General features: G+C 70.4%; 20 protein-coding genes and 2 pseudogenes. 11 read left to right on the top strand and 11 right to left on the bottom strand.

Annotated elements, in window-relative coordinates:
- Positions 1 to 13: 13 nt before the first annotated feature.
- The gene (locus ACZ4U1_RS14310; RefSeq protein WP_467903161.1) at positions 14 to 433 is read right to left on the bottom strand and encodes a helix-turn-helix domain-containing protein; all 420 of its coding nucleotides are present in this window, start codon (positions 431 to 433) and stop codon (positions 14 to 16) included.
- 285 nt (positions 434 to 718) lie between these two features.
- Here ACZ4U1_RS14310 and ACZ4U1_RS14305 point away from each other — a divergent pair, with 285 nt between their 5' ends.
- Positions 719 to 1,180, top strand: a complete 462-nt coding sequence (locus tag ACZ4U1_RS14305) for a hypothetical protein (protein WP_467903159.1) — start codon at positions 719 to 721, stop codon at positions 1,178 to 1,180.
- Here the strand turns inward: ACZ4U1_RS14305 and ACZ4U1_RS14300 are convergent.
- Both ACZ4U1_RS14300 and ACZ4U1_RS14295 read right to left on the bottom strand, forming a co-directional pair.
- Positions 1,164 to 2,090, bottom strand: coding sequence for a hypothetical protein (locus tag ACZ4U1_RS14300; protein WP_467903157.1), 927 nt, complete (start codon positions 2,088 to 2,090; stop codon positions 1,164 to 1,166). The two genes, ACZ4U1_RS14305 and ACZ4U1_RS14300, sit on opposite strands and share 17 nt — an antisense overlap.
- Before the next feature lie 11 nt (positions 2,091 to 2,101).
- Positions 2,102 to 2,497, bottom strand: a complete 396-nt coding sequence (locus ACZ4U1_RS14295) for a hypothetical protein (RefSeq protein ID WP_467903155.1) — start codon at positions 2,495 to 2,497, stop codon at positions 2,102 to 2,104.
- A 79-nt stretch (positions 2,498 to 2,576) separates the two neighbouring features.
- Between ACZ4U1_RS14295 and ACZ4U1_RS14290 the strand changes: the two genes are divergently transcribed.
- From ACZ4U1_RS14290 to ACZ4U1_RS14280, 3 genes are all read left to right on the top strand, one after another.
- Positions 2,577 to 6,368 (top strand): CHAT domain-containing protein, encoded by a 3,792-nt coding sequence (locus ACZ4U1_RS14290; protein ID WP_467903153.1) that lies wholly within the window; start codon positions 2,577 to 2,579, stop codon positions 6,366 to 6,368.
- A gap of 314 nt (positions 6,369 to 6,682) precedes the next feature.
- A complete protein-coding gene (locus ACZ4U1_RS14285) occupies positions 6,683 to 7,123 on the top strand; it encodes an STAS domain-containing protein (RefSeq protein WP_467903151.1) in 441 nt (146 codons plus the stop codon).
- A gap of 51 nt (positions 7,124 to 7,174) precedes the next feature.
- Positions 7,175 to 9,637, top strand: coding sequence for a SpoIIE family protein phosphatase (locus ACZ4U1_RS14280; protein ID WP_467903149.1), 2,463 nt, complete (start codon positions 7,175 to 7,177; stop codon positions 9,635 to 9,637).
- A 296-nt stretch (positions 9,638 to 9,933) separates the two neighbouring features.
- On the opposite strand, the gene ACZ4U1_RS14275 is transcribed toward ACZ4U1_RS14280, so the two are convergent.
- The gene (locus tag ACZ4U1_RS14275; RefSeq protein ID WP_467903147.1) at positions 9,934 to 10,107 is read right to left on the bottom strand and encodes a hypothetical protein; all 174 of its coding nucleotides are present in this window, start codon (positions 10,105 to 10,107) and stop codon (positions 9,934 to 9,936) included.
- A gap of 163 nt (positions 10,108 to 10,270) precedes the next feature.
- Here ACZ4U1_RS14275 and ACZ4U1_RS14270 point away from each other — a divergent pair, with 163 nt between their 5' ends.
- The gene (locus tag ACZ4U1_RS14270) at positions 10,271 to 12,766 is read left to right on the top strand and encodes a tetratricopeptide repeat protein (RefSeq protein WP_467903146.1); all 2,496 of its coding nucleotides are present in this window, start codon (positions 10,271 to 10,273) and stop codon (positions 12,764 to 12,766) included.
- A 740-nt stretch (positions 12,767 to 13,506) separates the two neighbouring features.
- Positions 13,507 to 13,732 (top strand): annotated as a pseudogene (locus ACZ4U1_RS14265) (IS5/IS1182 family transposase); the annotation flags it as partial.
- A gap of 14 nt (positions 13,733 to 13,746) precedes the next feature.
- On the opposite strand, the pseudogene ACZ4U1_RS14260 reads toward ACZ4U1_RS14265, so the two are convergent.
- Together ACZ4U1_RS14260 and ACZ4U1_RS14255 are read right to left on the bottom strand one after the other, a co-directional pair.
- A pseudogene (locus tag ACZ4U1_RS14260) lies at positions 13,747 to 14,431 on the bottom strand (phosphotransferase).
- Positions 14,432 to 14,596: 165 nt separating this feature from the next.
- Positions 14,597 to 15,253, bottom strand: a complete 657-nt coding sequence (locus ACZ4U1_RS14255; protein ID WP_467903144.1) for a TetR/AcrR family transcriptional regulator — start codon at positions 15,251 to 15,253, stop codon at positions 14,597 to 14,599.
- A gap of 106 nt (positions 15,254 to 15,359) precedes the next feature.
- Between ACZ4U1_RS14255 and ACZ4U1_RS14250 the strand changes: the two genes are divergently transcribed.
- A complete protein-coding gene (locus ACZ4U1_RS14250) occupies positions 15,360 to 15,839 on the top strand; it encodes a cupin domain-containing protein (protein WP_467903142.1) in 480 nt (159 codons plus the stop codon).
- Between the two features lie 225 nt (positions 15,840 to 16,064).
- Here ACZ4U1_RS14250 and ACZ4U1_RS14245 read toward each other — a convergent pair whose 3' ends face one another.
- On the bottom strand, positions 16,065 to 16,772 hold the full coding sequence (locus ACZ4U1_RS14245) for an NAD(P)-dependent oxidoreductase (protein ID WP_467903140.1): 708 nt from the start codon (positions 16,770 to 16,772) through the stop codon (positions 16,065 to 16,067).
- A gap of 117 nt (positions 16,773 to 16,889) precedes the next feature.
- Between ACZ4U1_RS14245 and ACZ4U1_RS14240 the strand changes: the two genes are divergently transcribed.
- From ACZ4U1_RS14240 to ACZ4U1_RS14230, 3 genes are all read left to right on the top strand, one after another.
- Positions 16,890 to 17,606: a TetR/AcrR family transcriptional regulator gene (locus ACZ4U1_RS14240; RefSeq protein ID WP_467903138.1), complete on the top strand. Its 717-nt coding sequence runs from the start codon at positions 16,890 to 16,892 to the stop codon at positions 17,604 to 17,606.
- A gap of 482 nt (positions 17,607 to 18,088) precedes the next feature.
- On the top strand, positions 18,089 to 18,379 hold the full coding sequence (locus ACZ4U1_RS14235; protein ID WP_467903136.1) for a hypothetical protein: 291 nt from the start codon (positions 18,089 to 18,091) through the stop codon (positions 18,377 to 18,379).
- Positions 18,380 to 18,455: 76 nt separating this feature from the next.
- Positions 18,456 to 18,722, top strand: coding sequence for a DUF5133 domain-containing protein (locus ACZ4U1_RS14230; protein ID WP_467903135.1), 267 nt, complete (start codon positions 18,456 to 18,458; stop codon positions 18,720 to 18,722).
- Positions 18,723 to 18,776: 54 nt separating this feature from the next.
- Here ACZ4U1_RS14230 and ACZ4U1_RS14225 read toward each other — a convergent pair whose 3' ends face one another.
- Complete coding sequence (locus ACZ4U1_RS14225; RefSeq protein WP_467903133.1) at positions 18,777 to 19,688, bottom strand: GlxA family transcriptional regulator; 912 nt, start codon at positions 19,686 to 19,688, stop codon at positions 18,777 to 18,779.
- The gene (locus tag ACZ4U1_RS14220; RefSeq protein ID WP_467903131.1) at positions 19,685 to 20,224 is read right to left on the bottom strand and encodes a cysteine hydrolase family protein; all 540 of its coding nucleotides are present in this window, start codon (positions 20,222 to 20,224) and stop codon (positions 19,685 to 19,687) included. The genes ACZ4U1_RS14225 and ACZ4U1_RS14220 overlap by 4 nt, the downstream gene beginning before the upstream one ends.
- A 238-nt stretch (positions 20,225 to 20,462) precedes the next feature.
- On the opposite strand from ACZ4U1_RS14220, the gene ACZ4U1_RS14215 reads away from it, so the two are divergent.
- Positions 20,463 to 20,951: a MarR family winged helix-turn-helix transcriptional regulator gene (locus ACZ4U1_RS14215; RefSeq protein WP_467903130.1), complete on the top strand. Its 489-nt coding sequence runs from the start codon at positions 20,463 to 20,465 to the stop codon at positions 20,949 to 20,951.
- Positions 20,952 to 20,968: 17 nt separating this feature from the next.
- On the opposite strand, the gene ACZ4U1_RS14210 is transcribed toward ACZ4U1_RS14215, so the two are convergent.
- Both ACZ4U1_RS14210 and ACZ4U1_RS14205 read right to left on the bottom strand, forming a co-directional pair.
- Positions 20,969 to 21,481 (bottom strand): hypothetical protein, encoded by a 513-nt coding sequence (locus ACZ4U1_RS14210; protein ID WP_467903128.1) that lies wholly within the window; start codon positions 21,479 to 21,481, stop codon positions 20,969 to 20,971.
- A 32-nt stretch (positions 21,482 to 21,513) separates the two neighbouring features.
- Positions 21,514 to 22,074 (bottom strand): hypothetical protein, encoded by a 561-nt coding sequence (locus tag ACZ4U1_RS14205; protein WP_467903126.1) that lies wholly within the window; start codon positions 22,072 to 22,074, stop codon positions 21,514 to 21,516.
- Positions 22,075 to 22,090: the final 16 nt, after the last annotated feature.

The raw sequence follows: 22,090 nt of genomic DNA, 5'->3' as shown, positions 1-22,090 counted from the left end.
GCCGGGCCCCAGATCAAGCATGGTGCAAGCTGGAGAAGAAGGTGACCCCACTGTCGCCTCGAAACGACTCCCAACCTGTCGCCGGGGGCGACAGGAGGCTGGGGTACAGGGAGTCGACGGCGGCGCGGGCCAGGTCGGCGCCCGTCTGCTGCTCAAGAGAGCGGATCTGGGCGGTCACGGTGGGCTGGGAAAGCCCGATCCGGGGTGCTACCGCCATGAGCGATCCGGCCCGGTAGACGGCCAGGAACGTGCACAGCAGATTCAGATTCGTGTGAGGCGGGCAACTGCCCTCCCCCGGCCACCAGGGATGGCGGGATGGGCCGGTGAGGGCCGCCGCCGGCAAGCCCGGCGCCTGGCCTCTCCCCCGCCGAGCGTTCACCGCCCGACGCCGCCGCACCGACGGCGGCACGCGCGGCGGCCACGCCGTCGGCATCGCGCGTCGCGACCGGCCTCCGCCCACCCCGACGTCGGCTGGGAGCAACTGCGCGCGGTGGAAAAGGGCAGGCGGTCCCCGCTCGCCGCTCGGGCCTGGAAGAGGCCGCAGAGCTTGCCGACTCTTGATCGTGGTCGTCCTCCTGATCGTGGTCGTCCTCCGGCTCCGGGGGCACCGCAGCCTGGCGACGGGCGGCTTCGGCAGCAGCCTGCTGCCGGGGGTGCCGAGCGCGTCGTCAGCGTCTGCTCGCCCTTCCGGGCCACCTGAAGTGCGGCTGGAGGCACGTTGAACGAACGTCCGGGTACGGTCACCGCTGCTGCGCTCCTCACGGTGCTCTGCGGCTTCATCATGTTCGTCGGCGGCGGTTACGGCGTGCACGCGTCGGTGTCGTGGATCGCCGATGCCAAGTCAGGGGAGAACCGGGTGCCCTCCGGCGTTCCGGGGATCGCTTTCTGTGCCGTCTTCTTGGGTCAGGGCGCGGTCATGCTCCGGTACGGGCCGGTGCTTTTCCGTGGTCGGCCGAGCCGCATGGTGTGGCTGGAGCACCAGTTCGCCGTGGTGGCGGCCTACTCCTTCGTCGGCGTGCTCGGCTTGGTTCCCGCCGGACTGACCGCATCCGAGGTCGACTTGACGTGGTGGATCACGATGGGAGCCTGCTCTGGAATGTGCGGCCTCGCCGCGACCGTGCTCACGCTGTACGGCACCGAGGCCACCCGTACGTACCTGGCCGTCAGTCAGCTTTCCTGAACACCGCCGACATCTCGTCCCCGGTGTCACGGGCCAGCAGTCCCGGCGCCTCCGGCGAGGTCAGGCCGACCCGGGTGGCCAGCTCGCGGCCGTGTACGTCGACAGCGGCCTCGATGAGGCCCGCGAGAGCGTCCAGGGCGGTACGGGCGCGGGACCGGACGACGGCCACGCATCCGAGGGTGACCAGCGCGGCCGGCCACCACCAGCAGGCGAGCAGGGCGTAGCCAACGGCCCAGGCGGCGAGCCGGGCCGCGGCGCTGAAGGAGTCGTGGGCCGCCTGGATCTGGCGTACGGCGGGCTCGGGGAGGATCAGCCACAGCCGGGGCCAGAGGGCGGCGAGGTCCGCTCCGTACGCCGCCTCGACACGGTCGGCCGCCGCCTGCATGCGATCGCCGTACCAGGTGGGGCGGGTCGGTTCGCGCAGCGCGACACGGTCGCGGGCTTCGGTGAGGGCCTGGATCCGCGCCAGTGTGTGCCTCGGGACCATCACCGCACCGTCGGGCCCGGCACCTGTCTGGTGGGCGTGGCCGACGGCGTCGTCGAGCCTCGCGTCCCGTTCTCGCCACTTGCGGGCGCGTCGGGCGGTGAGGGCGCGGGACAGCGGGTCCCGGCCGAAGCGCAGCCAATACTGCTCGATCGCGCCGGCGAGGAACTGCGCGGCGAGTGAGGCCGCGGTCGCGGCGAGCAGGACGAGGGCGACCAGGAGCGCGGCGGTGCCGGTGCGGTCGAGGGCGGGGCGGGCGGCGAGGTCGTCCAGGCTGGTACGCAGCCGGTCGATGTCGTGCCAGTGGTGGTGGCCCAGGGTGGTGCCGACGGCTGTGGCGGCGAGGAAGAGAGCGCCGGGGAGGACCAGCAGGTTCAGCCAGCGTTCGGTCAGTTTGCCGCCCAGCGTGGCGAGGAGGGGGTTCATAAGGGGCGACGTCACTGTGCGGGGCCGAGTCGGCCCTTGCGCATGCGGGTGCCGTTGACTGCGCAGTGCGGGGCGGGGAGCAGGTCGCGGGCCCGTTCGACGCGGGTGCACTGGGCCGGTCCGGGGCACACGGCCACCTTGATGTGGGGCGAGATGCCGGGGGCCGTCCCGCCTCGGGATTCATTGACCAGCCCGCGCGCGTCCCCGGTCTGGCGCAACGCTGTGTCCAGCGCGCGGTAGCAGGTCGCGAGTTCGTCGGTGCCCGCACCCGTCCGGAGCAGGTCCCGTGCACGCTCTGCCGCCTCCCGGACCCCGGGCTGCCGCAGATCGTCCGGCGAGCCGAGCAGGACGCACAACGCCGCTGCTGCCCTGTGATCGGGACGCGGGAAGTCGGGAGGTGTGGTCATGGCCCAAGTGTGCCGTAAATCAGGCAGAGTTGGGCGCGAGTCGATGTGCCATCGGGGTGGACAGCAAAGGGGCGACGGGGTGAGGTACGACCGGGACTGGTTCCTGCAGGCGGTCCGTGTGCGCCTCGCACGGGCCGGATCGGCGGACGGCGGCGTGGACGGGGACGTGGTGTTCGGCCCCGAGGCGGATGGGGAACTCCGGGGGCTGCTGCGGATAGCCGACACGAGGACCGACATGGAGGCCCGGCACGCGGCCGGCTGGCTCTGCGCCGCCCGTGCGATGGCCGACCCGGGGGATCGCGGCAGTATCCACGGGTCCATGGCGGGGGCACTGCTCTACCCGGTGTGGGTCGCCGATCCGGAGCTGGTGCCACCCGTGTTGGCGGACTACTACGCGACCACCGATCCCGCCGTGCACCCCAACCCGGCGAACGCGGACGGTCCCGCCGAGTGGTCGGCCCTTTGTGCCGCGTCCGTGATCGCGGCCGAGGGGCGGCAGCACAACCTGCCGCCGGACGCTTCCGAGGACGTCCGTCGGCTACACGAGCTGGCCGCGGTCCTCGACACCAGGACACCCTCGCACGAGACCTTGCTCACCACCGGGGTCGGGTGCGGCAGCCTCGCCGTCCTCGCGACTGCGGAGTACGACCCCCTGTACGCGGGCCGGCACGCCGGTCTGTCCCGCGTGCTGGCCCGCGCCGGGATGACCTGGCCGTTCGAGGACCTGTTCGGCGACGTGTCCGCACACATCGAGGACGCGGATCCGGTCCGGCTCGCCCACCGTGCCCTCAAGGCAATCCCGGCCGACTCCCCCGAGCGGCTTGTCGCCCTCGACGCCCTGGGCGGCCGGCTCCTGGACCGCTTCTTACGGTCGTACGACCCTGAGGACCTGCATGAGGCCGTCGCCATCGCACGTGACGTACTGGCCCAACTTCCGCCCGGAAGCCCGCGTCTGGCCCGCTGCCTCAGCTCCTTGGGGCGCGCGCTGTTGCTGCTGCGGCGGCGGGAGGGAGCGACGCCCGAGCAGTGCGACGAGCTCGTGGATCTGTGCCGCCGAGCCGTTCCCGGCAATCCGGAGGGGCCTGTGGCGGCGGGCCACGACCTGGGCACGGCCCTCGTACTGAGGGCACAGCACACCGGCCGGGTCGAGGACCTGCATGAGGCGGTCGCCGTGCTGACCGAGGCACTCCGGGCGGCCACGAGTCCCGGTCAGGGCGCGGCCTTGCGCAATGCCCTGGGCAACGCCCTGCGCGCCCGCTCCGTCGCGACCGGCGCTCCGGCCGATCTGGAAGCGGCGCTCGACCTCACCACCCCGAGCACCGCGTCCACGGGGGCGACGGACGGCCCGCAACTGCCGCTCCTCGCTCCCGCGATGGCCCGGTACACCCGCTACACACGCGACCCGGAAGCCAACAGTGCAGACCTGGACGAGGCGCTGCGCCAGCTACGGCAGGCCGAGGCTCGCATACCGCCGGGCCACCTGGACCGTCCCGCAGCGCTCAACGATCTCGGCCTGGTGCTGATCGCCTGCTACCAACGCTCGGGAAGCCTCGCGGAGTTGAACGAAGCGGTACGGGTCCATCGGGAAGCGGTCGCGCTCACCCCCGAAGGGCACGAGATGCTCGGAGTGCGGCTGCTCAACCTCGGTACGGCGTTGGGCCTGCGCCACCAGCTGACCGAGGACAGCGAGGATCTCCAGGAGGCCCAGGAGTGCCGGCGCCGGGCCGCCGCGCTGCCCGGACTGGGCCGTGCGCACCAGGCGGCGCTGCTCAGCTCGACGGGGATCAGCCTGCTCCCGGGCATCGATCGCGCGGCCGATCCGGCCGTCCAACTCGACGAGGCGATACGGCTCCTCAGAGAGGCGCTCGCCCTCACCCCGGAGGGCGACCCGCCCCTGCCCCGCCGGCGCCACAACCTCGCCATCGCGCTGATGATCCGCTTCTCGCGGACGCCGCGGTTCGGTGACGCCCGCGAGGCGCGCGAGCTGGCCGACGCGGCGATCGCGGCGCTGCCCGCGCAATCGCCTCACCTGGCGGGTGCTCTGACGGTGGCAGCGGGCGCGCGGCTCCTGAGCCCCCGCACCCTGCTGTCGTCAGCCGCCCGGGACGAGGCGGTCGCTCTGTTCCGCCGGGCGGTCGAGGCCACCCCGCCCGGCCACCCCCAGCGCACGGTCCGCCTGACGAACCTCGGCAACGTGCTGCGCGACCGGGGGCCCGGCCGACGCCGCCGTAGAGCCGATCTGGTCGAGGCGGCCGACGTGTTCCGGGCAGCGGCCCTGGAGCAGCAGTGCGCGCCCTCCCTCCGCCTGGACGCGGCGCGGGCCTGGGGCGACGTCCGGGCGGAGCTGGGCGACTGGGACGGCGCCCTGGACGGCTATGCCCTGGCAGTCGACCTGTTGCACTCCGTGGCGCCCCGCCATCTCGTCCGCGAGGATCAGGAGTTCCTGCTGAGCCGGACCGTCGGGCTGGGCGCCGCTGCGGCGGCCTGCGCGGTGCGCTGTGGCCGGCCCGGGCTCGCGGTCGGTCTGCTCGAACAGGCCAGGGGCGTGATCCTCTCCCACGCCTTCGACGCCGACAGCGACCTGACGCGGCTGCGGGAGACCGCCCCGGACCTCGCCGACCGCTTCGAGCAGCTCCGGGAGGCCCTCGACACCGCGACCGACACCCGGGAGTTCCTGGAAGAAGGACCGCCCGGCCCCGACGCCCGCGCCGACCTGCGGCAGCGGCTGGCGGCCGAATGGCGGGACCTCACGGACCGGATCCGCGCCGAACACCCCGAACTGGGCATGCTGCGTCCGGTACGGGACTGGGACGAGCGCGAACTGTGCGCGACCGCTGCGGCAGGCCCGGTGGTCCTCGTCAACGTCTCGCCCTACGGCAGCGACGCCCTGGTCGTCACCGAGCACTCCATCGACGCCGTACCGCTCCCTGGGCTCGACCCGCGGACGACGGCAGCGCGCCGGCAGACCTTCCAAGACGCGTTGGTCCGCATCGAGACACCCGGAACCTCCCGCAAGCAGTCGCAGCGTGCCCAACAGGACATACGGGAAACCCTCGCCTGGCTGTGGCAGGCGGTCACCGGACCGGTCCTCGACCGCCTCCCCGCGGCCACCCGCGTGTGGTGGTCGCCCGGCGGTCTCCTGGGCACGCTGCCGCTGCACGCCGCGGCCCCCGTCGGCGCTCCCGGCGCCCTGGACCGGGTGGTCTCCTCGTACACACCAACGCTGCGGGCCCTGCACCACGCCCGCCGGCGCGCCGCCCGCCCGGCGGACACGGGCACGCTCGTCGTCAGCGTCGCGCGGGCCACCGGCCAGGCCCCGCTCCCGGGCGCACACCGCGAGGCCGCCCACCTGGCCCGTCTCCTCCCCGGCGCCACGCTGCTGGCGGACGCCTCCGCCACTCACTCCGCGGTCGTCTCCGCCCTCCACCACCACGCATACGCCCACTTCGCCTGCCACGCGCTGGGCGACCTGGAGCGCCCGTCCGGCAGCCGGCTCGTCCTGCACGACCACATCGAACACCCGCTGACCGTCCGCGACCTGGCCCGGCTGCGGCTGCCGTCGGTCCGGCTCGCCTACCTCTCCGCCTGCGAGACCCTGCGCACCAGCCCCGAGCTGGCCGACGAGGCCGTGCACATCGTCAGCGCCTTCCAGATGGCGGGCTTCCCCCACGTCGTCGGCTCGCTGTGGCACGTCGACGACGTGATCGGGGCCGAGGTCGCGCTCAGCGTCTACGAAGCGGTGAACACGGGCGACGGCACACTCGACGTCACCCGCACGGCCGAGGCCCTGCACCGGGCGGTACGCACCCTGCGCGACACGTACCCGCAGACCCCGAGCCTGTGGGCCTGCCAGGTACACGCGGGCCCCTAGTCCAGGTGTTCCATGGTCGATCAGCCCTCCCTCGGCGTGACAGGCGCACTCTGCCGCCGATGAGGTCGAACCGGCACTTCGCGGCGACAGCGCGTACGGCTTCCGCGCGTCAGGCCCGCGATCCCGCCCACCGACGGCGCCGAGTGCGGGCACGAACTCCCCGTCACACCCGGCGGACGTGACCTACCTGCGGACCACAGCCGGCGGCAGCGGGCAAGCGCGTCCCAAGGTGAGGGTGCAGGGTAGGTTGGGGATCGGACTGTAGAACCATTGACTTCACGAGGTCACCGGAAGAGACGGTTTGGGACACTGCTGTGGCTGATGAGGCCGCTTCGGTCGAGACAGTGGCGTGGGACCCGGGCGCCGTGGCGAGGGTTCTGGGAGTGATGGACCACATCACCCAGCCGGGGCTGCGTCAGCGCCTGACGCAGCTGATGGGAGAGATCGACCGGTTTCTCGTGCTGGACCTGAGCGGCGTGTCGTTCTGCGACTCGTCCGGGCTGACCGTGCTGCTGGAGGCCCACCGCCAAGCGGAGGCCCGCGGGATGCTGCTGGGGCTGGCCGGCCCCCCGGCCACGCTGCGGCGGATCTTGGAGCTGACCGGAGCCGATCAGGCTGTCCAGGTTTTCGAGACCGTCGACGTCGCCATGACTTCCCTGAAGGCCGCGTCAGACGGTGTCGGCGACTCCCGGGCCCCTGCTCATCACCGTCCGGGGTGTCCCGAATCCACGGTCACCGGCCAAGGACGCCACTAGATGACTGCGCTCCACTGGGCCCCGTTGCTCTGACCTGCGCACACTGGATGTATGTACGCGTTGACCGTCGGCGGGGCGGCAGAGCGTGAGGAGGTGCTCGCGGCCGCCGTGGTGGAGGCCGTCCAGGGAACGAGCGCGTACGCGGGAAGTATCTTCCTGCGCTCCCGCGACCGCCGGTCGATCGTCCTGGCCGCGACGTGCGGCGTGCCGCCGTCCCTGCTGGGTGGCTGGCGCCTCATCGCGGCCGGCAGCCCCATCCCGGTCGCCGTGGCGTACACGACCGGGCGCACGGTCCACCTGGCAAACGCCGACGAGACGATGCGGCGCTACCCGCAGCTCGCGGTCGCTCTGCCCCACGCCTTCGGCTCCTGCTCCGTGCCCGTGCGCGCGGGGGCGGAGCTCTTCGGATCGCTGGCGATCGTGTGGCCGGCTTCACCGGGCAGCGAGGGGCTGTCCAAGGCCCAGCGCCGCCACCTTCGGAGCCTCGCCGGCCGGCTCGGTGATTCCCTGGCCGAGCTCCGCGCCCGTACCGGTGATCCTATCGAGTGCGAACCGGGGACGGCTCCGGTTGAGACCCCCGCTCACTCGGCGGCGGCCGTGCAGGTGGGCTTGTTCGACTGGAACCTCGAGTCCGGCCTCCTCAGCGTGGACGACACGTTCTGCGCGATCTTCGGTCTCGACCCCGACGCCTTCGACGGACGTCCCGACACACTTGCTTCCTGCCTGCACCCCGGTGATCGTGCCGCCTTCCGGACCTGCGCGCGCGAAGCGGGCGAGGGCCGGATCACCGCGCGGCGCCTGCGCGTACGGGACCGCGCCGGGACATCTCACACGGTCGAGGTGTGGGGCCGTGTACCGGAAACCGACGGCACTCAGCCGGTCACTCATCTGGTCGGCGCTGCCGTGGACGCCCGAGCGGGCGGTGCGGCCGTCGCAGCGGTCGAACGGCTGCCCGACGGGTTGTTCTCCCTTGCCCCAGACGGGCGTGTCACCTACGCCAACCGCTCCGCCCTGCACCTGCTGGACATCTCCGCTGACGACATGCTCGGCCAGTGCTTGTGGGACGTGCTGCCGTGGCTGTCCGATCCCAGCGTCGAGTACCGGCACCGCTCCGCGATGATCTCGCAGGAGCCGTCGTCCTTCCTGATGAGCCGGCCACCCGACCAGTGGCTGGCCTTCTCCTTCCACCCGCAGCCCGACGGGGTGACCGGACGGGTGGCCCCCACCGCCCCTCCCCCCTCATCGGCCGGGGAAGCCCCCGCGCCTGCACCGACGTCCGTACCCGCCACCGCACCCGCGCGCCTGGGGGCGATGTACCACGTCCTGCAGCTCAGCAGCGCGCTGACCGAGGCAGTCACCACACGCCATGTCTGCGAAGTCGTCTCCGAGCAGCTCCTGCCGGCCTTCGGGGGCCAGCAGATGGCGATCTATGTGGTCCGCAACAAAGCGATGCACCTCCTGCATCACACCGGCCACCACGAGACCTTCCTCGACTGGCTCCAGGGCGTCCCCCTGCACGCCCGCCTGCCCGGAACGGAAACCCTCACCTCGGGGGCTCCTCTGTTCATCGAGTCCCAGAAGGATCTCGCCCGGGGCTACCCAGGCACCCCCACCGGACAGGTGAGCTCCTGGGTGTACCTGCCCCTGCTCGCCTCCGGCCGCCCGGTCGGCACCTGCGTCCTCGGCTTCGACGCACCCCACCACTTCACGGAAAAGGACCGCGGTGTCCTGACCGCTCTCGCCGGGCTGATCGCCCAGGCCCTGGAACGAGCACGTCTGTACGACTCGGAGTTCGCCGTCGCGCACGGCTTGCAGCAGGCGCTCCTGCCGCACCGCCTGCCCAAAGTCCCCGGCATCCGGATCGTCGCCCGGTACCTGCCCGCCACCAGCGGCATGGACATCGGTGGCGACTGGTACGACGTCATCCCCACCGACAGCGGGGTCTGCCTCGTCATCGGTGACGTGGAGGGGCACAGCATCGCCGCCGCGGCCACCATGGCCCAGTTGCGCAGTGCGGTACGCGCATTCGCGGCCTCCGGTCACGCACCCGGCGACGTCATGTCGGGCGTCAACCGCACCCTCATCGACCTCGACAGCGACCTGCTGGCCAGCTGCTGCTACATCCACCTCGGATCCCACAGCGAGCACGCCTACGCGGTCACCGCCGGCCACCCCTCCCCCCTGCTCCGCCTCCCCGACGGCACGACGAACACCCTCGACCTCGACGTCGGAACACTCCTCGGCGCGGACCACACAAGCACCTACACCCCCACCCCTGTTGCTCTCCCGCCGGGATCCGTCCTCGCCCTCTACACCGACGGCCTGGTGGAGAAACCCGGAACCGACATCGGGATGGGGATCGACCGCCTGCGCGTAGCACTGGCCCACGCCCGCGCCGACTCACTGGACGAACTCGCCGACCGCCTCCTGCACCACGCCCGCGGCTCCTCCCACCGGGCCGACGACATCGCCCTCTTGCTCACCGAACACGGCTCCGGCCCGACGGCGACATAACAGGCGGACGCCGAGTGCCGACGGCGTGCCGGCTGGCACTCCAGCAGTGGAGCATGCAGAGGTACTGCTCATCGGAGGGCGCGCTGGTGCCGGCAAGACGGCGGTGGTGCCGTGGGGGCAGAGGTTCGGATCGTACGAGTCCTGCTCACCGCCTCCGACGCCACCGCCCGCGAGCGACTGGCGGGACGCGAACTGGGCTCGGAGCTGGAAGGCAGCGTCCGCAAGCCACGGCTCCGGGACCAACGGTCCCCGGGTGGGAGCGGCCATCCCCCAGCGGGGGGGATGGCCGCCGCCTGTCAGCCCCTCGACTGCCACCAGACGATGAGTACGCCGATCACCGCGCTCCCGAGGGCCGAGCCGATCCCGCGCAACGCCCCTTCGGTGATGAGCTGTCCGCAACGCCTCATGCGCCCCTTCCACCTCTCGGCTCGGCGCACCTTCTTCTCTTCGTCGTGACGTTCCGCGTCCATGAAGCCTCCGCGTCTGTGCCTGGGTCGTCTTGTCCGCCGGCCGGCAAGACCAAGAAACCCCCTCGCGATCGGCGCCGGACGAGTGGAGACGAGTGGACGGAGCGGGGAGGAAAAAGGACGAGGTGGGTGTGCCGAACGACCCTCATCCGCGATGATCTGAGCGATGAGTGGCGATGAGAAGGTGTCAAAGCGCCGTCCGCGGCCTGTCACCGCTCCGGGTTGGGCACCGGGCGCACGCGGCGAGCTCCATAGCCTCCTGTATCGGCTGTACAAGCTGGCAGGCGAGCCGACGCTCGCGGAGCTGGTGGAGCTCGTGTCGGAAGACGAGGACGCACAAGGCAGCCCAGGCAAGGACACCATCAACCGGTGCTTGAACGGGACCGCCTTGCCCGGGCAGGCGAACGTCTGCGCCCTGGCGCGAGTTCTCGGGCGTCTGGCCCGATGGGACGTGGCACACGTCGAGGCCAAGGTCCGGCAGCTGTGGGTGGAAGCCGAACTCATGGAGTACGCCGGGCGGCCCATCCGAGACTTCCGCGACCCGTTTGCCCTCCAAGTGCACGAGGTCATCGGCAGCGCCTCAGATGATGAGGAAGCCCTTCCTGTCTACGTGGAACGGGACCACGACAGGACTTTGCGGCAGTTGGTGGCCCTCGCCGTGAAGGGTCAGAGCGTCCAGGCGGTGCTGTCGGGTGAGTCCTCCACGGGAAAGACGCGGGCTTGCTGGGAAGCGATCAAGAGCATTCCGGACGACTGGCGACTGTGGTATCCGCTCGGGCCCCAACAGGCGCTTGACGGGCTGCCCACCGTCGTACCGAAGACGGTCATTTGGCTGGATGAGGCACATAGCTACGTCATCACCCCGGGTTCGTCTCTTGGTGAGGACCTGTCCGCCGGGCTCCGCGAACTGCTGCTGACTCCGGGTCGCGCTCCGGTGCTCGTCCTGGCGACGATCTGGCCCGACTACTTGAGTACCTTGCGGACCTTTCCCGCCTCCCCGTCACACGCAGACGTGCACAGGAACGCCCGACAGTTGTTCAGCGCCAACATGCGAAGTCGCTCCGCTTGGCGCAGCCTCAACGACGACCGGGAGCTCAGCGACCTGGATCGTTCATACGGCGCGGACGTTGTGATTCCGGTACCGGACGCCTTTACGGGGGCTGACGTACTGCGAAGTGTCCAGCAGGCGGCTGAGACGGACGAACGCTGGGCAGAGGCTCTGAGCAACGCCGAGGACGGAAGGATCACACAGTATCTGGCAGGTGGTCCACAGGTGGTGAGACGGTACACAACGGCTCCGGCGGCCGCGCGCGCGTTGATCCACGCAGCCATGGACCTGCGGAGACTCGGGCACGGGCCGATCCTCCCGCAGGCTCTGCTGGAGGCGACTCTCAGCGGCTACCTCTCGCCGACTCAGTACAGCGCCCTGACGGACGAGGGCCTGAGGCGTGCCTGGGAATACGTGTCGGACCCGGCGCCGTGCCGAGGAGCACGCCCACCCCTCGGTACGGTGCGGCCCCTCTCGTCGGCTGAATCGCCGACCCCTGCTTATCGACTGTCCGACTTCCTTGACCATGACGGCCGGTTCAGCCGGAGCGCAGAACACGTGCCCACGGCCCTCTGGGACGCTGCTGCCAACTTCGGCGAGCCGACTGCCTTGCTGCCGTTGGGGGATGCCGCCCGCAGTGCGGGTGAGTACAGGCATGCCTATCGCCTCTTCGCGGCCGCCGCAGAGCGTGGCTTGAACGCGGGCTTGCACCGGATGCGTGAGTTGCCTGGGCGCGAGTTCTGGGTCGGCGAAGCACTGCCCTGGCTTCGCACACGTGCCGAAGAAGGCAATACGCTCGCACAGACGCTCGCCGTCGACCTGATGCGGTCCATGGGACTCGTCAACGAGGCGGTCAGGTGGATCTGGTCGCGGGCGGCAGCAGGCTCGCCTGGCGCGCTCAGGCAAGGAGCTCGACTTCTGGAGGAGGAAGGCGAGTTCGACGAAAACCTCAAACGACTCAAGCTGCTGGCTGAAGAAGGGCATCTGGAGGCCTTGGTCGAAGCCGCCGACATCCTCAGGCTTCGTGGCAAGGCCGATCAGGCGCTGGTGCTGTACCAGGACGCTGCCGAACTCGGCGATGCGATAGCTCTTCGCATGCTGATCACAGATCTGCTGGAGACAGGGCGCTCCGAGGACGCCCTGGACTGGCTCAAATATCGGAGCGACGCCGGAGACACCGACGCTACCAGCGTGAGAGTCGAGGTGATGCAGACGCTGGGGGAGGTCGGCGAGATGCTCGACTGGCTCCGTAGCCGCATCGCGACAGGTGACTGGAGCTGTTTCCAAGAGGCGATCACCTACCTGGACGAGGCTGGGCTGGGACAGGAAAAGCTCGTCTGGTACCAGCACGCAGCCGCCGCGGGACATTCGGGCGCCCTCATGCTGACGGCTGACGAACTCGCTCGCAGGGGTCGCATAACGGAAGCCCTGGAGTGGTATGAGCGCGCTGCCAACACGACCGGCAACAGGGTCGCCATGCGCAAGGCCGGCCGCATCCTCCAGCAGCGAGGTGACACTGCCGAAGCGGCCATGTGGTTCTCCCGAGCCACCGTAGACGACGCCCGGCCTCAACACGATGCCTCGGCAGCCGACGAGGATGGCAGGTCGTCCTGACACTCCAGCCGTAGCTCACGCAGGGCCGGCGCCCGGACTGCCTGCTCCGAATGAGTGAGGGAACATGGACATCGGCATCAAGTACGTCAACGCCGTGAACGAGCTTCCGGACGAAGTCATGGACACGTGAAAGGGGCCCCGCCCAGTTGTCGGGCGGGGCCTTCACACAAGTCCGCCTACGGCTCCGTCAGCCGGTGCGGCTGCGGAGGTGGCGGCAACCGCGCCCCCACCACCCGGCCGGGCACACGCGCTTCGCTATGCGGCCTCCTCCACCGCCGGCGGCTCAGCCGGCCGCTGCCCGGCAAGGACCTGCCGGATCCAGCCCGCCGACAATCCCATCCGCCCGGCCAGCTCCTCGATCGGCACGCCCTTCCGACGTGCAGCCCGGACAACCCCATCACGCCGCGCCCGCCACCGCTCTCGCGCAGCCCGTCCTGCCACTGTTCTGTGCAGCAGCACCGCGGTGTGCAACAGCAGTCGACCCACCGCGTCATCCCACCTGCGTCGCAAGCCATTCCCCTCGCATCGAGTGACACCCCGCCGACAGTCCACGGTCGGGGCAGTGCAGGCAGCCCACAAGGGCGCGAACGTCGCGGCCCCGCCCGTGCACAACGGGTGGGGCTGCTGAGGCTGTTGAGCAGGAACTGAGGACGCGGCACACGGTGCACGACGTCTCTCGCTGCGTCTTCGGGTGGACACGCTGCCCGATCAGCGAGGCGCCGAGTTCACCGGACACCAAACGCGGCACGAAGACACCGATCCAGACCGAGCCGCTGGGTGGCGGAGCGGACCAACTCGTGGATGAACGACTTCGGCCGGCTCCGCCGCAACACCGAACGACGCAGCGTGTGCATCGAGTTCTACGTCGCCTTGACCACCGGCATCATCATCGTCCGCAGCCTGATCCGCCGAACCTGGGACACCCACCGCTGGGCCACCCGACCCACCAGCCCCGGCATCCGATAGCCACAGCTCACCTCCTACTGGAGGACGCTCTCATGGGCGTCGGTTCCTGCCGCCAGGATCAGGGCGACCGCCTCGTCGAGGGCGGCGATCTCCTCCTGGGCGAGGGTCGGATCGGCGGCCCGCCGGGCCCGGGCCTCAGGCAGCAGCATGCCGTCGGTGCCTCCGAGTTGACGCACCAGGGCGGGGAGGACGGTCCGGGCAACCTCGGCGGCGGCCGGCATGGTGAGCGCCGCCTGCGCGAGGATCAGCGCGGCCATCGCGGTGTCCAGGCCGGGAGAGCCCTCCTGGGCGGTGACCCAGTCGATCACCACAGGGCCGTCGGCGGTGAGGAAGACGTTCTCCGGGTGCAGGTCTAGGTGGACGATGCGGTGGGCGGGGTCGGCCCCGACCCGGGGCCGGACGGCGTGCAGTCGCACCAGCAGATCGGCCAGCAACTCGCCCGCCTGCTCGCCGCTGAGCGTGCCCGCGACCAGCGCCTCACGCATCGTCGGCCCCGACAGCCGCTGCATCACCAATTCCCCCGGCCGCCGCGCCCGGCCACACCGCCGGCACCGGGTACCCGTGCTCAGCCAGGTATGCCATCACGACCACCTCACCGGTGGCGTCCTCCCCGTCGCGGTAGCGCCGCACCACCCGGTCCTGGTCGAGGGCGAACACATCCGCCGTCCGCCCCGCCCCGATCAACTCCCCGATCCCCACCCGGCGAACTTACACCGAGCACCGCTGGAGCTGCCTCGAGTTCTTCATCGCCCTGGCCACCGCCATCGTCACCATCCGCAGCCTGATCCGACGAGCCTGGTCCACCCACCGCTGGGACACCCGAACCGTCAGCCCTCGCATCCCATGACCTACCGGCGGACGCTCTCAAGGGGTTTCTCTCGGATCACGCTGGTCCATGGCCACGTGCCGCCCGATGGCCTCGGGGGACGGCGCGAGCGCGGGCAGGGGTGTGGCGCCTTCGGGGCGCAGTCCGTGCAAGTAGACCGCCACGTGACGGACGGCCAGCGCCGCGCTCACTTCGCCGGGCAGGTGCGGCATGGGGCGGCACGCCATGGCAGCGGCGGTGATCAGATCTTCCGAGGTGACGTCGGAGCGCACGACGCCGGCCGCCCGGCCGGCCGCGAGGATCTCCTCGACACCGTCACGGATGGCGTGCTGGAGTTCCTGTACCCGTGGGTCATGGACGACCGGTCCGCCGATCAGGGGCAGTACGAGGCGTTCGCGCTGTTCCACCACGCGCCGGAAGAGCCGCTCCAACGCGCCCGCCGGATCCGCCAGTTCCTGATGGGCCGCCCGCACCGCCGCCAGGCAGATTTCGAAGCCGTCCACGATGACCTGCCGGATCAGCGCATCACGGTCGGGGAACCGGCGATAGAGGGTGCCCGCGCCCACTCCGGCGCGGCGCGCGATGTCGTCCAGGGCCACAGCGGTGCCCCGTTCTCGGAAGAGCTCGCGAGCGGCGGCAAGGATTCTCTCGCGGTTGCGCTGGGCGTCAGCGCGCAAGGGCGGCTCAGGGGTCATGGGGCGATCGTAAGCGGCCGCCAAGTAACTGGAGATTTTTCTCCACTTCGCGCGTAGGGTGAGAGCTGTCCATCGGCATCACCTGGCCGGCAGGAAGGGATCACTCATGTCCGCTGACCGTTTTGTTCTGCTGCGACCCGGAGAGACCCGGCAGACCCGGGTCCCGTTACCGCCCGGCTTCGGCGTCAAGGTCGCCACCACCGACAGCGAAGGCCGGCTCGCCGTCCTGGAGAACCGCCTGGACGTCGACATCCCGTCCCATGTGCACGAGTTCATGGACGAGTTCGTCTATGTCCTGGAAGGCGAGATGGAGATCGACTTCCAGGGGCGGACGTACCGCTTGACCCCCGGTATGTGCGCGCTACTGCCTCACGGCATCCCGCACGCCATGCGCAACGCTTCCCGGCCTCCGGCGCGAGCGCTGCAGGTCTCCACACCGGGCGGCTGGGACAACTTCCTGGAGGCTCTCTTCGCGGCCGGCCCCGCGGTCAGGACCGCGGGCGGCGCGATGGACCTGGAAAAGGTCAACGTGATCGGCGAAAAGTACGGCATGCGCTACACCAGCGGCACGATGACCTTGGACTAGCTCTAGGACGCTAGATGGCGGCGAGGTGGATGGTCGCGGTCTTGTCGTGACGGGTGGTCGGGGCCGTGGCATTGCTTGAGCGTGTCGGATGCGGCCTTCGGCGGTGTTCCGGCGTTTGCGGGGTCAGTCCGTCGCGGGAGCGTCCGAGGGCATGGTCGTACGGCTCGCCGACCGGAGCCCCTTGTGACGGGCCCGGCGGCGTACGGAGGACGCGGGCTGCGGCGTTCAGTAGCCGATGGTGAAGCGGCGCTGGACGAAGCGCGGCAGCTCCACCTCGTCGATCAAGGCGGCGGCCGCGTCTTCCACGGAGATGCGGCTGCGGCCGTCAGCGTCCAGGACCGGCTGGTCACCGCCGATCCTGAAGCGACCGGTGCGCTCTCCGGGGGCGATCTCCTCCGCGGGGCTGAAGTAGGTCCACAGCCGGTTCGAGGTGCGCAGGACGTTCAGCGCGTCGCGGTGACCGCGTACCGCTGCGGCGTATGCGCGGGGCAGTCCTAGGTGGTCGAGGGCGGCGTGCAGCAGTTCGTCGGAGTCTGCGCGCACCACTCCTGGTTCGATTTCGAGGCTTCCCGCCCCGCCGATCACTATGAGCCGGGTCCGCGGGTGACTCTCCAGACCCTTCAGCAGGGCCCGTGCCGCCGTGGCGTAGACGGTGGGGTCAGCGATCGAGCGCCGGACGGTGTCCGTGAAGTCCTTCGCGGCATTGCCGGGCTGGAATGCGCTGATGAGGACGTCGAGTCCCGGGAGAACGCCGGCGACACTCGTGGGGTCCAGGACGTCGATGCTCGTCCAGGTGATGTGGTCCCGGCTCTCCTCGCGCTGCGCCTGAGCGGCGTCCCGGCTGAACGCTTTGACGTGGTGGCCCCGTTCCAGGGCCTCGCTGACGACCCTGCTGCCGATGGTGCCCGTGGCTCCGATGACTCCGATGTGCATGGCTCTCCCCTGTGCGTACGGAAGTTGGGACGCCACCAGAGGTGACGCCGCTCAGAAACTATACGCCGTGAAGTTTCTGCACGGCACTAAGTAAATGGACGTTGTACAGTGCCGTACGTGACAGTCACGGGAAGCAGGGGAAGGCGCGAGCGGCTGCGGGCTGAAACCACAGCCGAAATCAAGAAGGTGGCCCTGGCCTTGATGGCCTCGGGTGGCCCGGACGCCATCACACTGCGGGCCATCGCCCGCGAGATGGGCATGACCGCCAACGCGATCTACGGTTACTTCGCGACCCGGGACGACCTGGTCACCACGCTCATCAACGATGTGTACACCGCCCTGGCCGACGCCGTGGACGCCGCCTGGGAGGCCGCTCCCGCCACGGATCCGGCCATCCGGATCGCGGCATGGGCCACCGCCTTCCGGACCTGGGCGCTGGTCAACCCCCAGGGCTTCCGGCTCATCTACGGCGACCCCGTCCCCGGTTACCACGCTCCCGAAGGAGGCCCCGCCCCGGACGCCGCGCGCCGGGTCTGCACCGGCCTCACCGCGCTCGCGGCAGCCGCATGGCCCCATACCCGGCACCTCCACGAGGACAGCGCCTTCGACTGGTCCGACTTCGACCCCGGGCTCCTCGAGAAGGTACGGCCGGCATTCCCCGGCCTGCCGCCCGCAGCAGTCGCCCTCGCCCTGCGTATCTGGGGACACCTGCACGGCCTGGTGTCACTGGAGGTCTACGGCCACATGCGCACCCAGACCACCAACCCGGACAAGCTGTTCCAGGAGGAACTCGCCCAGCTGATGCGCATGCTGGGCGTTCCGGTCAAGAGCTGACGCCCCAAGCGCCTTGCGGCTCCCCGCCCATCGCGTTCCCCACCTCGCCGACCGGGCGGCCTCCGTGCGCCAGGTGGGCATGACCGGGAGGATGCGCACACCGACGTCACCGCCCCGACATCACCGCCCCCGCCAAGGCGCGCCGCACCAAGGAGTTGAGCGCCCAGGCCGGCGGCTCGTGCCGACAACTGCCGGTGCACGGCGGCCGGTCCGCACTGCTTCGCCCGCCCAAGGCGCCGTGTGGCATCCGACTGCACGGCTCGGCCGCGACGCCGAACTCACCCCGCTCGCCGACCACGTGTGCGAGGGCACCGCGCCGTGGCATGATGGCGCCATGTTGATCCGAAAGGACGATGCCGCGTAGGCGTCCCAAGGCCGTCCGTGCAGAGCGATGGCGGCCACGATGGCATCACCCGGTCCGGAAGGTCCGTTGTGTCTCCGCGCGGACTCGTGCGGCGATCCGCCGTGTCGAGGACCAGAGGATGTGGCCCAACGCGGTCGCTGATGCGCTGTCCCGGTTCGAGAGGGCTTTCCAGCAGTCTGGCCGCTATCTGAACGCCTCCGAGGTCTTCCAGCCCGGGCTGGAGGTGGAAGACGCCCGCGATGACCTGGAGGAGGCCATGATGCACCTGCCTCGCGGAGCCCAGCGGGATCTGGGCCGGCTGGTTGCTCGTATCGACGACACGTTCGAACGACGCACCCTGCCAGATCCTGCCCCGGCCAGCGAGTGGACGGCAGGTCGTTGGTGGTGGTGGCGCATCCGGGAACGCTGAGTTGACGACCGAGCGCGGATGGTGGCAGCGAGCACCGAGGTTTTCTCCGAACCCGAGATGCAGCGAATATCGGTGAATGCGACTGTTGGGGGGAAAGGGTTGGTTCTACCAGGCGCGACCGGAGGTGTTCACCTTGGTGATGGCCCATCCTTCGCTTCTGCGGGAGTTGGTCGACCGGTGCGAGACGCTGAGGCGCAGCCTGGCATCCGGGGGCGGCCCGCAGACCGCGCGCGAGCTTGAGGACACGACGTACACGCTGTGCGTGGTCACCGGGACCCGCCAGCTGGATGCAGCACTGCGGGTGGCGCGTCGCCGGCTGGCCGACTCACTGGTGCAGCATTAGCCTCTCCGGCACCTGGACGCCGGGCCGCCACGATCCGCCGCTCCGATGCCTGCATCAGTAAGGCCGGGAACGGAGCCGACGGAGCATGCGGGCGTCCTCGAAGCCGACCTCACGGGCCGCGGACTCGACTGTGGTGCCGTGGCTGATGAGGTGCTCGGCACGTTCCACACGCAGGGCCTGTTGGTAGCGCAGAGGTGTGAGGCCGCCGGTGGCCCGCGCGAATTGCCGGGTGAGCGTGCGCGCGCTGACGCCGGCGTGGGCGGCGAGGCGGGCGAGCGGGAGGGATTCCGCGTAGCGGGCGTCTATCAGGTCCTGGACCCGATGGACGGTGTCGTCCACGTGGCAGCGGTGGCGAAGCATCGCACTGGCCTGCGGTTCGTTGCCGTTCCGGCGTGCATAGATCACCATGTCCCGCGCCACTTGGGCGGCGAGGGCCGGGCCGTGGCGCACCGCCACCAGGTGCAGAGCCAGGTCGATGCCGCTGGCGATACCCGCCGAGGTGATGACCCGGTCGTCGGAGGTGAACAGTACGTCGCGGACCACGGTCGCCCGGGGGTGACGGGCGGCGAGCTCCTCCTGGAGCTGGTGGTGGGTGGTACAGCGGCGACCGTCGAGCAGGCCGGCCTGTCCCAGGGCCTCTGCTCCCGCGCAGACGCTGGCGACCGTGCCGCCCGCGGTGTGGTGCGCGCGCAGTCGTTCGGTGGTGGCGGGGCTCAGCCTGGGGCCGTTCCGTAGCGCGGGCGCCCTCCATCCCGGTACGACGACCAGATCGTCCCGGCGCAGATCGGGCCAGTCCGTCCGGGCGGTGAGCGGAAGACCTTGGGCGCTGGGAACCAGTTCCTGCTCGGCGACATAGTCGAGGGTGTACGACTGCCCGAAGCCCACGGCCGTGGAGAAGACCTGAGCGGGACCGGCCAGGTCGAGCAGGTGGACATCGGGCAGCAGGACGAAGACGACGCGGGTCATACCCGTGATGCTGCCAGCTCCGCCACCGTGGCGATCCGCGCGAAGCGGTCACGCAGCACGGCCTGAGTACGTTCGATGATCGCCTCGGCGCTGAGGTCGCCGATCGGGTTGGTGGTCGTCGCGTCGGCCACGAAGACGACTTCGTAGCCGAGGTCGCTGCCGACTCGAGCGGTGGTCTCGACGCATTGCTCGGTACGAATGCCGCACACCCACAGTTCGCCGACGCCGGCCTCGGTCAGCCGCTGCTGCAGGTTGGTGGTGGTGAACGCGTTGTGCGACGTCTTGTGCACTACCGGCTCGTTCGCCCGTGGCTTCTCCAGTTCGTCCAGCAGCCGCACATGCCCCAGGGCCGGGTCGAACACGCCTCCGCTGCCAGGCTCGGAATGCAGGACCCAGATCACGAGATCACCGTTGTCCCGAGCGAGCCGGACCAGTCGGTTCACCGGCTCGGCGATCTCGGGGTCGGCGATCTGTTCCCACAGCGGTCGGGCACGGAAGGATTCCTGGACATCGATGACGATCAAAGCTCGCTTCATGTCTACGAGTCTGACCAGGGGCGGCCTATGGGCAACAGGCACGATCGGGACCCCTGGCGGAACGATCCGGTCAGCCCCGGGGCGGAGGTACGTGCGCCGCACCGAAGGCCCCGCACAGGACGCTGTCCGGGCTACGCCCAGTCGCGCCACGAGCTGCTTGCACCCCATGTCTTCGGGTACAGCGATGGAGTGAGGATTATCTCCGCAGCGTTCGAAACTCACTGAAAGCGATGTGTTCGTGACCCGACTCGACGGCTCAGGCGGTGACGTGGAGGGAGCGGGGGACGACCCGGACGCCGTCGCGCTGGAGATCGCCGATGCCGTGGAGAGCCTCACGAACCTCTGGTCGATGGCCGCGCAGCAGGCGGCGCTGCGCCTGTCCCCACATCAACTGCGTGCTCTGCGGACTCTGCAGGCGGCACCGGAACTGAACCTCACCGCCTTGGCCGAGCGGCTGGAGATCGGGGTGCCCACCGCCAGTCGGCTCTGTGACCGGCTGGAGGCGGCGGGGATGCTGGAGCGCACGCTGCATCCGGAGAAGCGTCGCGAGGTGCGGTTGAGTCTCACGTCGCAGGGACGCCGTGTACTGGACGATGTGGCCGCACGGCGGGCCCAGGCTCTGGCGGCAGCCCTGACGGCAATGGAGCCGGCGGAGCGGCGGGCTCTGAGCCGCGGTATGACGGCCCTTCTCGCCGCCCAGAGCGGTGCGCTGCCGCCGCCCGGTTGACGCGCTGAACGGGACGCTCAGGTACTGAGCAACCGGTTGAAGAAGGAACGGTATCGGCGCAGCGCCCCGCGAAGTTCCTCGGTGTCGACCCGCTCACCCTGGCTCCACTGGGCCTCCAGGTCCTTCTTGTGCTGGGCGAAGGTGGATGCCAGGGCCTGCATGACGTCCGCCACCAGTGTGTCGGCGTCGTGCACGGCCTCGCGGGGGTCGTCCACGAACTTGTTCTGGGTCTGCTGCCACCGGTCGCGGAACCCGCGCTCCTCGTCGTCCGTGAGCAGTTGCGGAACCTCGTCGTCCGAGGCGCTCGGGGCACCCTCGGCGGTGGCCGGGGCCTCGGGGGCCGCGACCTCGGCGTCGGCTCCTCCGGTGGCGGGCTCGCCGCCCGCGCTCTCCGTCGCGGTGCTCTCGCCGGGATAGACGGGGGCTTCGGAAGAGGCTGGCTCCTCATCGCCGCCGGTGGTGGCCGGCTGGGCGAGGTCCTCGGTGGACAGACCGCCGGTGGTGCGGTCCTCGTCCTCGTTTCTGTGCATGGCGTTCCTCCATGCGGCCGTCGTGGTCGTGGTCAGGACCGGGCGTGCTGCGCCCGGCCGCCGCCGTCGGAGAGCAACTCGTCGAACAGGGCGCGGTAGTGCACCATGGCACCCCGCAGCTGCTCGGTCGTCGCCTGCTTGCGGGTGGTGAGGGTCTCCACCTCGTGCGCGGCCCGGTAGTGCTCCAGCGTGGCGCCGTGCTCCACCGAGAGGTCCTTCATCTGCTGTTCGAACCCCTCGGTCGGGTACCCGCGCTCGTGCATCAGGGAGGTCACCAGCCGGTCCGCGTCGTGCACGGCGTCTTCCGGCCGGTCGACGAACTCCTCCTGAACACTGCTCCACTCCCGCGTGTAGCGGTCCCGGGAGACGGGAGGCAGGGGCTTGATCTCCAGCGAGTCGTGCCGCCTCTCGCGGGCCCTGAGCTCACGCTCGGCGGCGAGTCGGCTGTCCGATCCCTCGACCGTCCGTTCGTACTCCGGGCCGAAGCGCTGACGGAGGTGACGGCGCCGTCTCAGCAGTGCAACCGCCACAGCGGCGAGAGCGACCACCACCACGATCGGAATGATGATCGCCAGAAGCGTTCCCGTGGACATGGCCACTCGCTCCTCG

Source organism: Streptomyces sp. NPDC028928, assembly GCF_055564915.1.
This window is presented reverse-complemented; position numbering and strand designations above follow the sequence as displayed.

What these genes read in the sequence shown, in the direction of transcription:
- ACZ4U1_RS14310 (WP_467903161.1), bottom strand. Translation starts at nt 433, where the DNA reads ATGCCGACGGCGTGGCCGCCGCGCGTGCCGCCGTCGGTGCGGCGGCGT.
- ACZ4U1_RS14300 (WP_467903157.1), bottom strand. Translation starts at nt 2,090, where the DNA reads ATGAACCCCCTCCTCGCCACGCTGGGCGGCAAACTGACCGAACGCTGG.
- ACZ4U1_RS14295 (WP_467903155.1), bottom strand. Translation starts at nt 2,497, where the DNA reads ATGACCACACCTCCCGACTTCCCGCGTCCCGATCACAGGGCAGCAGCG.
- ACZ4U1_RS14280 (WP_467903149.1), top strand. Translation starts at nt 7,175, where the DNA reads ATGTACGCGTTGACCGTCGGCGGGGCGGCAGAGCGTGAGGAGGTGCTC.
- ACZ4U1_RS14275 (WP_467903147.1), bottom strand. Translation starts at nt 10,107, where the DNA reads ATGGACGCGGAACGTCACGACGAAGAGAAGAAGGTGCGCCGAGCCGAG.
- ACZ4U1_RS14270 (WP_467903146.1), top strand. Translation starts at nt 10,271, where the DNA reads ATGAGTGGCGATGAGAAGGTGTCAAAGCGCCGTCCGCGGCCTGTCACC.
- ACZ4U1_RS14255 (WP_467903144.1), bottom strand. Translation starts at nt 15,253, where the DNA reads ATGACCCCTGAGCCGCCCTTGCGCGCTGACGCCCAGCGCAACCGCGAG.
- ACZ4U1_RS14250 (WP_467903142.1), top strand. Translation starts at nt 15,360, where the DNA reads ATGTCCGCTGACCGTTTTGTTCTGCTGCGACCCGGAGAGACCCGGCAG.
- ACZ4U1_RS14245 (WP_467903140.1), bottom strand. Translation starts at nt 16,772, where the DNA reads ATGCACATCGGAGTCATCGGAGCCACGGGCACCATCGGCAGCAGGGTC.
- ACZ4U1_RS14235 (WP_467903136.1), top strand. Translation starts at nt 18,089, where the DNA reads ATGTGGCCCAACGCGGTCGCTGATGCGCTGTCCCGGTTCGAGAGGGCT.
- ACZ4U1_RS14230 (WP_467903135.1), top strand. Translation starts at nt 18,456, where the DNA reads ATGCGACTGTTGGGGGGAAAGGGTTGGTTCTACCAGGCGCGACCGGAG.
- ACZ4U1_RS14225 (WP_467903133.1), bottom strand. Translation starts at nt 19,688, where the DNA reads ATGACCCGCGTCGTCTTCGTCCTGCTGCCCGATGTCCACCTGCTCGAC.
- ACZ4U1_RS14220 (WP_467903131.1), bottom strand. Translation starts at nt 20,224, where the DNA reads ATGAAGCGAGCTTTGATCGTCATCGATGTCCAGGAATCCTTCCGTGCC.
- ACZ4U1_RS14210 (WP_467903128.1), bottom strand. Translation starts at nt 21,481, where the DNA reads ATGCACAGAAACGAGGACGAGGACCGCACCACCGGCGGTCTGTCCACC.
- ACZ4U1_RS14205 (WP_467903126.1), bottom strand. Translation starts at nt 22,074, where the DNA reads ATGTCCACGGGAACGCTTCTGGCGATCATCATTCCGATCGTGGTGGTG.